Source organism: Micromonospora sp. NPDC093243 (genome assembly GCF_044753725.1).
In the GTDB taxonomy this organism is placed as follows: Bacteria; Actinomycetota; Actinomycetes; order Mycobacteriales; family Micromonosporaceae; genus Micromonospora.
On record NZ_JBIVNT010000001.1, the window covers coordinates 843,413 to 857,436 of the forward strand.

Here is a 14,024-nt window from a genome sequence, read left to right on the forward strand (position 1 = left end):
GCGGGGGCCGCCCACCGCAGCACCGGTCGGCCCCCACACCCCCTCGGAAAGAAGGTCCCGTGTCCGCACACCCCAGACGGCGGCTCCGGTCGTACCTGGCCACGGCGGTCGCCACCGCCGCCGTGGTCCTCGCCGTCGCGCCCCCGCAGGCCGCCCAGGCGGCGGTCATCCCCGCCGCCGACTACCAGCAGGTCACCCTCGCCACCGGTACGGCCGAACTCGGCGAGCCGATGTCACTGGCCGTGCTGCCGAACCGGTCGGTGGTGCACACCGCCCGCAACGGCACCGTCCGGATCACCGACGCGGCCGGCAACACCAAGGTCGCCGGCACCCTGCCGGTCTACACCCACGACGAGGAGGGCCTGCAGGGCGTCGCGGCGGACCCGAACTTCGCCACCAACCGGCACCTCTACCTCTACTACTCCCCCACCCTCAGCACGCCGGGCGGTGACGCCCCGGCCACCGGCACCGCAGCGGACTTCGCACCGTGGAAGGGGCACCTGCGGCTGTCCCGGTTCACCCTCAACGCCGACGACACGTTGAACCTGGCCAGTGAGCGGATCATGCTCCAGGTCGACGCCGACCGGGGCATGTGCTGCCACGTCGGCGGCGACATCGACTTCGACGCCGCCGGCAACCTCTACCTCTCCACCGGCGACGACACCAACCCGTTCGAGTCCGCCGGCTACACCCCGATCGACGAGCGGACCAACCGCTATCCGGCGTACGACGCGCAGCGGAGCTCGGGCAACACCAACGACCTGCGCGGCAAGGTGCTGCGGATCAAGCCGCAGCCGGACGGCAGCTACACCATTCCGGCGGGCAACCTCTTCCCGGCCGGCACGCCCAACACCCGGCCCGAGATCTACGCGATGGGCTTCCGCAACCCGTTCCGGATGGCGGTGGACAAGCCCACCGGCGTGGTCTACCTGGGCGACTACGGCCCGGACGCGGGCGGCACCGACCCGAATCGCGGCCCCGGCGGCCAGGTCGAGTTCGACCGGATCACCAGCGCCGGCAACTACGGCTGGCCGTACTGCACCGGCACGAACACCAGCACCGAGACGTACAACGAGTACACCTTCCCCTCCGGGCCGTCCGCGGCGAAGTACAACTGCGCCGCCGGGCCGACGAACAACTCGTTCCGCAACACCGGCCAGAGCATGCTGCCCCCGGCCCGGCCGAACTGGATCAGGTACGGCGACGCCGGGTCGCCGCCGCAGTTCGGCAGCGGGTCCGAGTCGCCGATGGGCGGGCCGGTCTACCGCTACGACCCGAACCTCAACTCCAGCATCAAGTTCCCGGCCTCGCTCAACGGGCAGTTCTTCGCCGGCGAGTACGGCCGGCGCTGGATCAAGGCGATCGCGGTCAACGCCGACGGGTCACCCGGGGAGATCTCCGACTTCCCGTGGCGCGGCACCCAGGTGATGGACCAGGCGTTCGGCCCGGACGGGGCGCTCTACGTGCTCGACTACGGCACCGGGTCGAACAACCAGGCGCTCTACCGGATCGAGTACATCGGTGGTGGCAACCGCAGCCCGATCGCCGTCGCCGCGGCGAACCGGACCTCCGGTCCCAGCCCGCTGACCGTCACCTTCTCCTCCGCCGGCAGCCAGGACCCGGAGGGCGGGGCGCTGAGCTACCTCTGGACCTTCGGCGACGGCACCACCTCCACCGCGGCCAACCCGACGAAGACGTACACCGCGAACGGGACGTACACCCCGACGTTGCGGGTCACCGATCCGACCGGACTCTCCGCCACCGCGAGCCTGGTGATCACCGTCGGCAACGCCGCGCCGACCGTGACGCTCACCGTTCCGACCGACGGCTCCCTGTTCACCTTCGGCGACACCGTCCCGTTCCAGGTCACCGTCACCGACCCCGAGGACGGCACGATCGACTGCTCGCGGGTCCGGATGGCCTACGCCCTCGGCCACGACAGCCACGCCCACGAGATCACGGTGCGCAACGGCTGCTCCGGCACCATCACCGTGCCGGTCGACGGGGAACACGACACCGCCGCCAACATCTACGGCGTCTTCGACGCCAGCTACACCGACAACGGCGGGCTGACCTCGCGCAGCACCCGCATCCTGCAGCCCCGGCATCGGCAGGCCGAGCACTTCGGCGCCCAGTCCGGCGGTGTCCAGACCGCCGAGCACGCCACCGCGGAGGGCAGCCGCACCGCCGGTTTCATCGACAACGGCGACTGGGTCTCGTTCCAGCCGTACCATCTGGCCACCGCCACCCGGTTCACCGCGCGGGTCTCCTCCGGCGGCCCCGGCGGCACCATCGAGGTGCGCGCCGGCTCCGCCACCGGCACCCTGCTCGGCAGCGTGGCCGTGGCCCCCACCGGCGGCTGGGACACCTTCACCAACGTGTCGACCACGCTGACCAACCAGCCGTCCGCGCCGACCACGCTGTACCTGGTCTTCAAGGGCGGTGCCGGGAACCTGTTCGACGTGGACGCCTTCACCCTCGACGGCGGCACCGGCGGGGGCACCGGCACCACCCTGCGGGCGGGCGCCAACAACCAGTACGTCAGCGCCGTCGGCACCGCCGCGCTGATCGCCAACAAGGCCACCGTCGGCGCCACCGAGCGCTTCGACCTCGTCGACCTCGGCGCGGGCAACGTCGCGCTGCGTTCGCGCAGCAACGGCATGTACGTCTGCGCGGAGAACGCCGGCGCGCAACCGCTGGTCGCCAACCGCGCGGCGGTCGGGGCGTGGGAGACGTTCGCGCTGGTCCGCAACACCGACGGCACGGTCAGCCTGCGGGCCGCCGCCAACAACATGTACGTCGTCGCCGAGAACGCCGGCGCCGCCGCGTTGATCGCCAACCGGGCCGCCGTCGGACCGTGGGAGAAGTTCACCCTCGGCAACGGCTGACCACCACCAGACCGGCGGTGCGGCCGGCGTCCCCCCGGCCGCACCGCCACCCCGACCCCGATGGAGCGTCATGTACCCGAAGAACCGCTGGCTGCGCCGCGCGGCCGCCGCCCTGGTCGCGGTCGGCCTCGCCGTCGCCGCCGCCCCGAGCGCCCAGGCGGCCCCGCCGCCGCCGACCGCCGCCGGCCCCGCCGCACCGGTCGCGCCGCTGGCCGCGACCGCCAGCAACGTGCACATCTTCTACTACTCCTGGTACGGCAACCCCAGCGTCGCCGGCAGCTACCGGCACTGGCCGCAGGGCGGCCACACCCCGCCGCAGGACATCGGCGCGAACTTCTACCCGACGCTCGGCGCGTACGACTCCGGTGACCCGGTTGCCGTGCGTCGGCACATGGCGTGGATCCGCGACGCCGGCGTCGGCGTGCTCGTCCACAGCTGGTGGGGCCAGGGCTCCTACGAGGACAACCTGACCCCGACCGTGCTCGACGCCGCGGCCGCGTACGGCCTGCGGGTCGCCTGGCACCTGGAGCCGTACGCGGGCCGGACCGCCGCCTCGACCGTGGCCGACATCAACTACCTGCACAACCGCTACGGCAGCCACCCGGCGTTCCACCGGGACGCGGCGCACGGCAACCGGGCCCCGTTCTACGTCTTCGAGAGTCTGCGGATCGCCGACTGGTCGCCGCTGGCGCAGGTCCGCGACACCAGCATCGTGCTGGCCCAGACCACCGACACCACGAAGGTCGCCCACTTCGGCGGGATGTACACCTACGACGGGATCGCCGGGGCGACGGCGCCCGGCTGGGCGTCCGCCAGCGCCTTCTGCCGGGCCAACGGCCTGGTCTGGGCGCCCTCGGTGGCTCCCGGCTATCTCGACGACCGGGCCGTGCCGGGCAACACCACCCCCACCGTCGACCGGGCCAACGGGGCGATGTACGACCAGCAGTGGTCCAACGCGTTGAACCCGTCGCACGGCGGCCCGCCGACCTGGGTCTCCATCACCTCGTTCAACGAGTGGCACGAGGGCTCGACGATCGAGCCGGCGAGCACGAACCCGCCGGCCGGGCACGGCTACCTGACCTACTCGGGCGCGTACGGCCGGAGCGGCGCCGCGGCCGAGACCGCCTACCTGGAGCGCACTCGGTACTGGGTGAACCGGTTCGATCCCTCCGTCGATCCGGTGCCGAACCCGGACCGGCCGGTGAGCCTGCGGTCGCACGCCAACGGCCGGTACGTCACCGCCGCCGGCACCGCCCCGCTGGTCGCCAGCCAGCCGGCGGTCGGCCCGACCGAGCAGTTCGACCTCACCGATCTCGGCGGCGGCACGGTGGCGCTGCGCGCCCGCGGCAACGGTCGGTACGTGGCCGCGGAGAACGCAGGAGCGGCGCCGCTGGTCGCGAACCGGGCCGCGGTGGGACTGTGGGAGGCGTTCCACCTGGTGCGCAACGGCGACGGCAGTGTGAGCCTGCGCGCCGCGGTGAACGACCGGTACGTGGCGGCGGAGAACGCCGGGGCCGCGCCGCTGATCGCCAACCGGACCGCGATCGGCCCCTGGGAGCGCTTCGACCTGGTCGCCGGCTGACGACCGGCCAGCCGTGGCACACGCTGGTTCCCGGCGTCGTGCTGGCCGACGGCGTCGGGCGCCGACGCCTGGGGCACGACAGGCTCCGGCCCGGCGGATTCCGCCGGGCCGGAGCGTGGTCGGAGCGGTCGGATCCTCAGTGCGCCCAGCCGGCGGCGTGCATCGCGTTGTGGAACCAGCCATCCGAGTGCATCAGCCCGAACTCGCCGTCCGCCGTCGCCCCGGGAAGCTGGGCAAGGTCCTCGGCCAGGGTGCCGGCGCCGATCCGCGGCAGCGCGGCGAGCGCCTCCTCGACCGACAGGCCGGAGCGGGCGACCACGTCCGGATGACGCCGGATGTGGTCGCCGACGTGCTGGACCACCGCCGCCAACCGGCCGGTGAGCAGCTTCGGGTCCGGCTCGTCCAAGGTGGGCGCCAGACCTGCCACCTCCCAGGTGGGGCTCAGCACCGGTGCGAGCCTGCGGCCCGACCGGTCGAAGAACTCCAGGCCACCCTTCGCACCGAGGTCCCGCTCGCTCAGCATCTCGGCAACGCCGGCAAAGGCGTGCGCGAAGGTGTTGTCGTTGGCGATGACGACCGGCTGGACGTCCGTGGTGGATACCGGCTGAGTCGGTAGCTGGGCCATGACACTCCCTGAGAGTCCGCTCGATGTCGCACGAACGCGGGTCGGTGACACGCTTCCTCCCGCAGCCTAGGCACGGCCCGCAAGGCCCGCCGCTGGCCCGGCGGTCGCGTGTCGGCAATCCGTCGTTGTCCCCCGGCGGAGCCGCTCCGTAGCGTCGCGGCTACAGATCGCCGCCACGCGGAAGGGCCCCCTCGTGACCGAACTCGTCGCCGCGCAACTCGTCGTGAACAGCAGGATGCTCTACTTCGGCTGGACCCCGGCCGACCCCGAGGCCGTGTCCGCCCTCGTTCCCGAGGGACTCGCTCCTGCCCCGAACCGCCAGGTCTTCATGAACCAGTACGTCGTCGACGACGCGTCGCAGACCTCCGGCTTCGGCGCCTACTCGCTGACGTACCTCGGGCCCGATCTGTCCGGAGTGGACGCTCCGGACGGGGTGACCCCGGGCCGCTGGTGGACGCACTACTTCAACTCGAGTCCCGCCGTACGCGCCTACGCCGCCGCCCGCGGTGTGCCCGCCACGGTGGGGACCACCACCATCGAGCTGAGGGGCCACCGGCTGGTCGCCACCACCGAGTCCGACGGCGTACCCGTGATCAGGACGACCGCCCGCGTCGGTCGCACCGGCGACGCCGTGAACCGGGGACAACTGCGCTACCTGACCCACCTGGACGGCGAGCTGCTCAGCGGCAACTACCCGTTCGTGGCCGAGCCGGTCGACCCCTTCGAGGTCGAGTCACTGGAGTTCCTCGTGCCCGATCACCCGGTGTACGCGCTGCGTCCGGCCGAGTCGCTGGATGTCACATGGGGCTTCTACTCACCGCGCGCGTCGTTCGCCTACCCCGGCGGCGAGTCGGTACTCGCGTCGGTCGACTGACGGCCCGGTCGGCCTACCGCCGGCCTCCGTGCCACGTCGACTCGACCGCCGCCACGGGACGCCGTCGCGCGGATCAGCGGTCGGCCGGTCGTACCGACAGCTCGTGCCGGAAGACGTTTCGTGGATCCCATCGGGCCTTGACCTGCCGCAGCCGTCGGTAGTTGGGGCCGTAGTAGAGGTCGGGCCAGGGTCGGGCTCCGGTGGCGAGATCGATGTCGGGATAGTTGATGTAGGCGCCGTCCGGGGGCACGCCGCCGGTGTCGGCGTACATGTCGCGGTAGAACTCGCGGATCCAGGCCAGGTGTCGCGCGTCGGCCGCCGGGTCGGTCCAGCCCGCGAGGTAGAACAGCAGGGTCGACGCGCTGCGGTGCACGGCGGCGGTGGCGACGGCTGGTACGGCGTTGATCGCCCCGCCGTAGGTGTTCAGGCTGAGCGAGCCGGTGAGCAGGCCGTCTCCGGCGCCGGTCAGGTGGCGGTAGGCGACGTGCAACTGCCGCTCGGTCAGCGGCGCGCGCTGGAAGGCGGACTTGACCTTGAGCCGCCAGCCCTTGCCGTCGTCGCTGTCACCGCCGAGCGTCGCGGTCAGCCAGGGCAGCGTCTCCGACGAGACGGTCGGGGTGACGCCGACACCCTCGCCGAGCGCACGGACGAACTCGTCGAGCAGGTGCTGGCGGTCGTGAGGCACCTGACCGACGAGGGTGTGGCCGCCGGCCTGCGGGCGGGACAGGATCAACTCGCCGTAGAGGTGCCCGCCCGGCGAGCCGGGTGCGCTGTGGCGCGCGCACCAGGCGCCGAAGTTGCCGGCGAGTCGGTGGAAAGCCGGCTCGTCCATGCCGGCCCACGGCCAGGTGACGGTGAAGTCCAGCACCCGGGCGGGTGGGGTGGGCAGCGCCCGGACCAGTAGCGGGTGACGACGCCGAAGTTGCCGCCGCCGCCACCGGTGTGCGCCCACCACAGGTCGCGGTTCGGGTCCGTGCGCTCCCGGGTGGCAACCACCGCCCGGGCGGTGCCGCCGCGGTCCACCACGACCACCTCGACCGCGTACAGGTGGTCGACCACGAGCCCGTGCAGGCGGGACAGCCGGCCGTAGCCGCCGCCCGCGATGTGGCCACCGACGCCCACGCCCGGGCACGATCCGCCCGGGATGGTCACCCCCCAGCCGAGGTAGAGCCGGCGGTACGCGTCGCCGAGCGTGGCGCCCGCCTCGACCGCGAAGCCGAACCGGCGTGGGTCGTGGTAGATCCCGGTCAGGCCGGACATGTCGATCACCATCCGGACCGCCGGGTCGTCCACGAACCCCTCGAAGCAGTGCCCGCCGCCGCGTACCGCGACCCGCCGGCCGGTCCGCACCGCGTCCTGCACGGCGGAAACGACCTGGTCGGTCGAGCCGACCACGCGCACCTCGTCGGGCGCTCCCACGAACCGCCGGTTGCCTCGGCGGACAAGGCTCGCGTACCTGGGGTCGTCCGGGAACACCCGCACCGGGCCCAGCGGCGGCGCGCAGTCCCCCGCCGGTGGGGAGGCGGGAGCCGGAGACGGCTGGAGGACGGCGGCTGACGCTACTGCGCCGGCGCGGAGCAGGTCTCTGCGGCTGGGCTGGTTCATGCCCTCGATCCTGTGGCCGCCGGCGGACGGTGTGCAGTACTTTCGTCACACCACGTACCGTGACGAAAGCGGAGGCGGCTGTGCTCACCGTCCGGTGTGTCGAGTGCGCGGCCGAGCTGCCCGCCGGCCCAGGCCGGGGGCGCCCGCGCCGCTACTGCTCGCGCCGCTGCCAGGCACGCGCGTACCGCCGGCGCCGTGACCACGGCCCCACCGCCACCTCGCGCCGCCTCCCCGATCTGCCGCCGCCCACCGGCGGCGATCCCCGCGGGCGGCTGGTCGGCCTCGCGGTCCGGCTCGCCGACACGGCGGGCCTGGACGCGGTTTCCATGCGGGCCCTCGCCCACCGCGCCGCGACGCCCGCCCACGCCGTGTACCGGCACCTACCGAACCGGGCCGCGCTGCTCAGCGCGATGGCCGAGCAGGTCACCGCCGCCCGCCGGCTCGACGCACCACTGCCTCACGACCCGCGCGAGCAACTCGAACGGCTCGCCGGGGACGAGTGGGCGATGTACCGCCGCCACCCGTGGCTGCTGGCCGTCCTCGCCACCGACCGGCCACCGACCGGACCCGCCGTACTGGCCATGGTCGACCGCGTCGTGGCGGCGTTCACCGCAGCCGGGTACGACCCGGCCGAGGCCTTCCGCGCCTACCTGGTGCTCAGCGGCTACATCCAGGGCATGGCCCTGCTCATCCGGGGCGAGCCGGCCGACACCACCTACCAGGCCTGGTGGTCGGCGACCCGCACCCGGCTCGAGCGAACCGGCCAGACCGAGGGACGGCCCTGGCTGGCCGCAGCCAGCCGCGCCAGGCCCGACACCGACCTCGACACCTGGTTCCAGTTCGGCCTGCGCCGGCTGCTCGACGGCCTCCTGCCACGCTCCGAGGTGTGACCAACAGCCACCCACCCGCGCCGGCGTCCGGCGCGGAGGTCAAGACTGGGGCATGGAGTTCTTCTGCTACCACCGCGACCGACGCGGCTCCGCGGCACTGCGCGAAGAGCTGCGGGAAGAGCACTGGTCCTACATGGACCGCTTCGCGGCGGAGATGATCGCCCGTGGGCCGACCCTCGCCGACGACGGCACGCCCACCGGCAGCGTGCACATCCTCGACCTGCCCGATCCCGCCGCCGCCCGGGCGTTCGCCTTCGACGAGCCCAACTACCAGGCCGGCGCTTACCGGGACGTGTTGCTGCGCCGGTGGCGCAACACGCTGGGGCGCACGATGTGGGACTTCCCCGCGGGTCGCACCGGCGGCAACCGGTACCTGGTGCTCGGTCTCGGCACGGGGAAGGCCGCCGACCCGACCGCGCCGTCGGACCGCGCCGGGCTGATCGCGTACGGGCCGTTGCTGTCCGACGACGGCGACAGCTGGCTTGGTACGGCGGCGCTGGTCCGGGCGGCGAACCCGGTCGAGGCGCGCGCGATCGTGACCCCGGGCCGGTACGCCGACATCGAGGTGCACAACTGGGTGTTCGGCGGGCGGCCGTCCTGACCCGACCCGCTCCGGCCCGGGTCTGCGAAAGCCCAAGAAGGTAGCGGTTCAAAAATTGCAAGCCCTTGTTAAAAACTTGCAGGGGCTCATTGAATTTCCGTAGGCTGCTCGCGTGACCGAACTCCCCCTGGTCGAGGCGAGGAACCTAACCAAGATCTATCCACCGCGGGGCTCCACTGCGGAGTTCCGTGCCGTCGACGGCATCGACTTCGAACTCCAACGGGGCGAGGCCTTCGGACTTCTCGGACCCAACGGCGCCGGCAAGTCCACCACCATGCGCATGATCGCCGCGACGTCGCCGATCAGTGGTGGCAGCCTGCGCGTGCTGGGCATGGACCCGATGAGGCAGGGCCCGCAGATCCGCGCCCGGCTGGGCGTCGTAGCACAGGACGACTGCCTCGACAACGAACTCACCGTGCGGGAGAACCTGCACATCTACGGGCGATACTTCAGCCTGCCGCGCGCGGTCATTCGCGAGCGCGCGGCCCGGCTGCTGGATTTCGCCCACCTCCAGGAGCGATCAGGCGACCAGGTCGAGACGCTCTCCGGCGGCATGCGCCGGCGGCTGACCATCGCCCGTTCCCTGATCAACGAACCAGACATCCTGCTGCTCGACGAGCCGACCACCGGCCTCGACCCGCAGGCCCGGCACGTCCTGTGGGACCGGCTCTTCCGGCTCAAACAGGAGGGCGTCACGCTCGTCCTCACCACGCACTACATGGACGAGGCCGAGCAGCTCTGCGACCGGCTCATCGTCGTCGACCACGGCCGGATCGTCGCGCAGGGCTCCCCTCGCGAGCTGATCGCCCGGTACGCCACCCGGGAGGTTCTCGAACTCCGTTTCCGCCTCGACGAGCGGGACACCGCGGCGGAGAAGCTCCGCACGTCGGCGCTCGCCACCGGCGGCAGCGACACCGACGGACGCGTCGAGCTGCTCCCCGACCGGGTGCTCGTCTACGCCGCCGACGGCGAGGCGGCCCTGGCCGCGGTGCACGCCATGTCGATCACCCCGCTCACCGCGCTGGTCCGCCGCGCGACCTTGGAGGACGTGTTCCTCAGGCTCACCGGCCGATCGCTCATCGAGTAGCAGGAGACCACTGGTGCTTCGCGCATTCGGATACTGGATCATGCTCTATCGACGCACCTGGCGTGGCTCGATCGTGATCAGCGTGCTGAACCCGTTGCTGTTCCTCATCGGCATCGGCGCGGGCCTGGGTGCACTCGTCGACGACAACGCTCCGGCGCAGATCGCCGGCGTCTCCTATGCGGCGTTCTTCGCGCCGGGCATACTGGCCGCGGCCGCGATGCAGAGCGCTTTTCTGGAGGGGTCCGCCGGAGTCGCCCGAGCCGCGACCTTCGGTGCCTACCGGGGTGCGACCCCGACACCGCTCGAACCCGAGCAGCTCGCCGCCGGGCACCTGCTCTTCATCGCGTTCCGGGTGCTCACCGCCAGCGGCGCGTTCATCGCGGTGATGGCCGCCTTCGGGTTGATCAGGGGCTGGTGGGTTCTCGGGGCCCTGCTCGGGGCGACGCTGACGGGGGTCGCGTTCGCGGCGCCGGCCGCCGCGTGGGCGGTCGGCGTGCGCAAGCTGCGCCACATCGACACGGTGTTCCGCTTCGTCATCATGCCGCTCTACATGTTCTCCGGCACCTTCTTCGCGGTCTCGCAGCTACCGGAGTGGATCCGGCCGCTGTCGTACGTGTTGCCGCTGTGGCATGGAGTGGAGCTGTGTCGGACTCTCAGCCTCGGCACCGCGACGATCACCGGTAGCTCGGTCCACATCGCCTACCTCCTGGTCCTGGCGGTCGGCGGGTTCCTGGTCGCTCGAATCACCTACCGCCGGAGGTTGCACGGATGACGGCCGACGTCCAGCACGCCGCGGAGGCGCCGATGACCACCACCGCCGCGCCCGGGTGGGCGGCGCGCCGGTCCCTGGCGCTCATCGAACGCAACTTCATGATCTATCGCCGGTCGGTCACGCCGCTGCTCAACGCGCTCGTCGAACCGATCCTGTACCTGCTGTCGATCGGTGTCGGCGTCGGATTGCTGGTGGGCACGGTGCCTGGCGTCGATGTCCCCTACGCCGTCTACGTGGCCCCGGCGATCCTGGCCACGACCGCGATGAACACGGCGTTCAACCAGACCAGCTTCGGCGTCTTCGTCCGGATGAAGGTGGAGAGGACCTACGAGGCGATCCTGCCGACGCCGCTGTCCGTCACCGACATCGCGATCGGCGAGGTCACCAGCGCGATGATCAACGCGTTGCTGACGTCGATCGGATTCCTGGCCGTCATGGCTATCGGTGGGCTGATCACCTCGGCCTGGGTGCTGCTCGCGCTACCGGCGTCGGTGCTGATCGCGTACGCGTTCGCCGCGGGCGGGCTCGCTGTCACGACCTACCTGCGCGACTTCCCCGACTTCCAGTACATCCAGCTCTTCATGCTGCCGATGTTCCTGTTCGCGACCACGTTCTACCCGCTGTCGGTCTACCCGGAGGCGGTACAGCCCCTGGTCCAGGCCCTGCCGCTCTACCACAGCATCGAGCTGGTACGCGAGCCGGCGCTGGGACACCTCGGCTGGGACCTGCTGATCCCGGTGGTGTATCTCGTCGCCTTCGGGTCGATCGCCATGCTCATCGCCACCCGACGGATGACCCGAGCGATGCTGCGCTGACGGACCGGGTTCAGCGCGATCGCCGTCCCGACACGCGACAGCACCCGGGCGAGACACCCGAGCCCTCCTGATCGTTGAGCCAGTACCCCCGAACCGGGGGCCGTTGGCGAACTGGAGGACAACGTGCCGGACTATCCGAAGGCGATCGGCCCGGACGACCGTGTGGAGCCGGTGCCCCGTCGGATCCGCGCGTACCTCGCCGGCGAGCTGGTGCTGGACACCAGGCGGGCACAGTACGTGTGGGAATGGCCTTTCTACCCCCAGTACTACATCCCGCTCGCCGACGTGAAGCGTGACCTGCTGGTCGACGAGCACCGCACCGAGCGGATCCGGTGCGGGACCGGACGGGTGCACGGGCTGCGGGTGGGTGAGATGTCTCGTCCCTCGTCCGCGCGGTGCTACGGGAAGGACGCGCTGCCCGGCCTGGCGGACACCGTCCGGTTCGAGTGGGCCGCCATGGACGGCTGGTTCGAAGAGGACGAAGAGGTCTTCGTGCACCCCCGCAACCCGTACGCCCGGGTGGACGCGCTGCGCTCCACCCGCCGCGTACGGGTGGAACTCGACGGGGTCGTGCTGGCCGAGTCAGCGTCGCCGGTGCTGGTCTTCGAGACCGGCCTGCCCACCCGCTACTACCTCAACCGGACCGAGGTGAACTTCGGGCACCTCGTGCCGTCGGAGACGAGGACCGCCTGCCCGTACAAGGGCCGAACCAGCCGCTACTGGTCGGTGCGCGTCGCCGGCACGGTCCACCCCGACCTGGCCTGGTCGTACGAGTTCCCCACCAGCGCCCTGCTGCCGATCGCAGGGCTGGTCGCCTTCTACAACGAGAAGGTCGACCTGATCGTCGACGGGGAGGCACTCCCCCGGCCGAAGACGCACTTCTCCTGAGGCCCGACCAGACGCAGGCGGGCTTCAGCAACTGGCGCGGAGGCCCCGGCGGCGGTGGGTCAGCTGTGGATACGAGCGAGGTCGGTCGCCCGCCACGACGGCCATCCGCTCGGCCAGGTGTCGGGCCAGTCATCTCCACCCTGGCCCGGCCGTGGGAGCCCGCCGGGCTCCGGCCCGGTCACCTCTCTGGCGAGCCGCTCGGCGACGTCGACGACGTCGGCGGCGCACAGCGCCACCCAGCCGTCGAACCGTGCGTCCAGCGCCCTGTCCACCAGCGTGGCGCTCCGCTGCTCCGGCACCCCGGCAGCGTTGAGGAACCAGGTGAGGACCCGCCCGCACCAGCCCTGCCACCCGTCCTCATCCTCGACACGGGCGACCGTGGTGGTCATCAGATGGGCGATCGCCGCTTCCCAGACGGCGACGGTCTCGCCTTACGTCCGCGCCTCGGCCGGCGCGGCGACGATGAGCCCGGCCGGCGCGGCCAGCGGCAGGTGTGCCACCTGCCGCCAACCGGTCGCGTCGAGCCACTGTGCCGCCTCGCCCGCCTCGTAGGTGTCCCCGCCGCTGATCATGAGGAACTCGCCCCCGCCGAGGCGGGTCGCCGGATGGGGTGCCGACGGGTCGCGCCACCAGTCGACCAACAGCAGCCGGCCCTCCGGTGCGGCCACATTCCGCAGCCGGGTCAGCAGCTCGATGTTGCGCTCCGGGGAGAACAGGTGCAGGAAGTTGGCCACGATCAGCACGTCGTGCCCGTCGGGCAGTGCGTCGACGAAGACGTCCGCGCCGACCAGGTCGAGCCGGTCGGCGAAGGCGTCGGCGGCGAGCTGCTCTCGGGCGACGGTCACCACCTCGGGCAGGTCGAGCAGGGTCGCGGTGAGTTGTGGATGAGCGCCCAGGATCGGCTTGACGAAGGTGCCGATGCCGCCACCGATGTCGAGCACCCGGCGGTGCGGGCCGAAGTCGTACGCCTCGGCCAGGTCGGCGGCCGTCTCCGCGGTCACCAGAGCCACCGACGACTCGTACGCCTGGACCTGCGCTTCGGTGAGGTCGCCCCGGACGCCCTGCCGGGTGCGGAACGCGGTGGACGCCCGCGCCCAGGCCGAATAGCTGACGATGTCCCAGTAGGTCAGCATGGGTCGCAAGTCGAGTGGCCCTCGACCGGCGAGGAACGCCTCGGTGTCGGCAGCGTTGCGGTAGCACTCGCCGTCGTGTTCGAGCAGGCCGGTGGCGACCAGCAGGTCGGCGAGCGCACGGGCGCTGCGCGCCGGAATTCCGCAGCGTTCGGCGATGCTCGACGCGGTCGCTCCTTCGGGGGGTGTGGCGGCGAAGAGACCGACCTCGGCGGCGACGAAGAGCGCCTTGGCGGTCATGAATCCGGAGGCCACGCCGGTGATCCG

14 protein-coding genes are annotated in these 14,024 nt (G+C 71.8%); 9 read left to right on the forward strand and 5 right to left on the reverse strand.

The features are described from left to right. Positions 1 to 59: 59 nt before the first annotated feature. The gene (locus ACIP9D_RS03790) at positions 60 to 2,888 is read left to right on the forward strand and encodes a PQQ-dependent sugar dehydrogenase (RefSeq protein WP_400449268.1); all 2,829 of its coding nucleotides are present in this window, start codon (positions 60 to 62) and stop codon (positions 2,886 to 2,888) included. A 70-nt stretch (positions 2,889 to 2,958) separates the two neighbouring features. Then, on the forward strand, positions 2,959 to 4,470 hold the full coding sequence (locus ACIP9D_RS03795) for a hypothetical protein (protein ID WP_350870684.1): 1,512 nt from the start codon (positions 2,959 to 2,961) through the stop codon (positions 4,468 to 4,470). Between the two features lie 136 nt (positions 4,471 to 4,606). Here ACIP9D_RS03795 and ACIP9D_RS03800 read toward each other — a convergent pair whose 3' ends face one another. Further along, a complete protein-coding gene (locus ACIP9D_RS03800; RefSeq protein ID WP_350870687.1) occupies positions 4,607 to 5,095 on the reverse strand; it encodes a hypothetical protein in 489 nt (162 codons plus the stop codon). A 193-nt stretch (positions 5,096 to 5,288) separates the two neighbouring features. Here ACIP9D_RS03800 and ACIP9D_RS03805 point away from each other — a divergent pair, with 193 nt between their 5' ends. Then, positions 5,289 to 5,969: a hypothetical protein gene (locus ACIP9D_RS03805; protein ID WP_350870690.1), complete on the forward strand. Its 681-nt coding sequence runs from the start codon at positions 5,289 to 5,291 to the stop codon at positions 5,967 to 5,969. A gap of 73 nt (positions 5,970 to 6,042) precedes the next feature. Here ACIP9D_RS03805 and ACIP9D_RS03810 read toward each other — a convergent pair whose 3' ends face one another. Together ACIP9D_RS03810 and ACIP9D_RS03815 are read right to left on the reverse strand one after the other, a co-directional pair. Then, on the reverse strand, positions 6,043 to 6,801 hold the full coding sequence (locus ACIP9D_RS03810) for a BBE domain-containing protein (protein ID WP_350870693.1): 759 nt from the start codon (positions 6,799 to 6,801) through the stop codon (positions 6,043 to 6,045). Continuing rightward, complete coding sequence (locus ACIP9D_RS03815) at positions 6,699 to 7,388, reverse strand: FAD-binding protein (RefSeq protein WP_350870696.1); 690 nt, start codon at positions 7,386 to 7,388, stop codon at positions 6,699 to 6,701. The genes ACIP9D_RS03810 and ACIP9D_RS03815 overlap by 103 nt, the downstream gene beginning before the upstream one ends. Positions 7,389 to 7,633: 245 nt before the next feature. Between ACIP9D_RS03815 and ACIP9D_RS03820 the strand changes: the two genes are divergently transcribed. From ACIP9D_RS03820 to ACIP9D_RS03845, 6 genes are all read left to right on the forward strand, one after another. Next, positions 7,634 to 8,464 (forward strand): TetR/AcrR family transcriptional regulator, encoded by an 831-nt coding sequence (locus ACIP9D_RS03820; RefSeq protein WP_350870699.1) that lies wholly within the window; start codon positions 7,634 to 7,636, stop codon positions 8,462 to 8,464. 52 nt (positions 8,465 to 8,516) lie between these two features. Then, on the forward strand, positions 8,517 to 9,065 hold the full coding sequence (locus ACIP9D_RS03825) for a YciI family protein (protein WP_350870701.1): 549 nt from the start codon (positions 8,517 to 8,519) through the stop codon (positions 9,063 to 9,065). Positions 9,066 to 9,177: 112 nt separating this feature from the next. After that, on the forward strand, positions 9,178 to 10,152 hold the full coding sequence (locus ACIP9D_RS03830) for an ABC transporter ATP-binding protein (protein WP_400449271.1): 975 nt from the start codon (positions 9,178 to 9,180) through the stop codon (positions 10,150 to 10,152). 13 nt (positions 10,153 to 10,165) lie between these two features. Then, the gene (locus ACIP9D_RS03835) at positions 10,166 to 10,924 is read left to right on the forward strand and encodes an ABC transporter permease (protein WP_350870704.1); all 759 of its coding nucleotides are present in this window, start codon (positions 10,166 to 10,168) and stop codon (positions 10,922 to 10,924) included. Beyond that, positions 10,921 to 11,739: an ABC transporter permease gene (locus ACIP9D_RS03840; protein WP_350870707.1), complete on the forward strand. Its 819-nt coding sequence runs from the start codon at positions 10,921 to 10,923 to the stop codon at positions 11,737 to 11,739. The genes ACIP9D_RS03835 and ACIP9D_RS03840 overlap by 4 nt, the downstream gene beginning before the upstream one ends. Positions 11,740 to 11,862: 123 nt before the next feature. After that, the gene (locus ACIP9D_RS03845; protein WP_350870710.1) at positions 11,863 to 12,627 is read left to right on the forward strand and encodes a DUF427 domain-containing protein; all 765 of its coding nucleotides are present in this window, start codon (positions 11,863 to 11,865) and stop codon (positions 12,625 to 12,627) included. Positions 12,628 to 12,686: 59 nt separating this feature from the next. On the opposite strand, the gene ACIP9D_RS03850 is transcribed toward ACIP9D_RS03845, so the two are convergent. Next, on the reverse strand, positions 12,687 to 13,016 hold the full coding sequence (locus ACIP9D_RS03850; RefSeq protein ID WP_350870713.1) for a hypothetical protein: 330 nt from the start codon (positions 13,014 to 13,016) through the stop codon (positions 12,687 to 12,689). Between the two features lie 42 nt (positions 13,017 to 13,058). Further along, entirely contained in the window at positions 13,059 to 14,012 is a 954-nt protein-coding gene (locus ACIP9D_RS03855) for a methyltransferase (RefSeq protein ID WP_350870716.1), read from the reverse strand. Positions 14,013 to 14,024 lie beyond the last annotated feature (12 nt).

Coding starts and splice junctions, on each gene's coding strand:
- ACIP9D_RS03800 (WP_350870687.1), bottom strand. CDS start 5,095: ATGGCCCAGCTACCGACTCAGCCGGTATCCACCACGGACGTCCAGCCG.
- ACIP9D_RS03810 (WP_350870693.1), bottom strand. CDS start 6,801: ATGGACGAGCCGGCTTTCCACCGACTCGCCGGCAACTTCGGCGCCTGG.
- ACIP9D_RS03850 (WP_350870713.1), bottom strand. CDS start 13,016: ATGACCACCACGGTCGCCCGTGTCGAGGATGAGGACGGGTGGCAGGGC.
- ACIP9D_RS03825 (WP_350870701.1), top strand. CDS start 8,517: ATGGAGTTCTTCTGCTACCACCGCGACCGACGCGGCTCCGCGGCACTG.
- ACIP9D_RS03795 (WP_350870684.1), top strand. CDS start 2,959: ATGTACCCGAAGAACCGCTGGCTGCGCCGCGCGGCCGCCGCCCTGGTC.
- ACIP9D_RS03840 (WP_350870707.1), top strand. CDS start 10,921: ATGACGGCCGACGTCCAGCACGCCGCGGAGGCGCCGATGACCACCACC.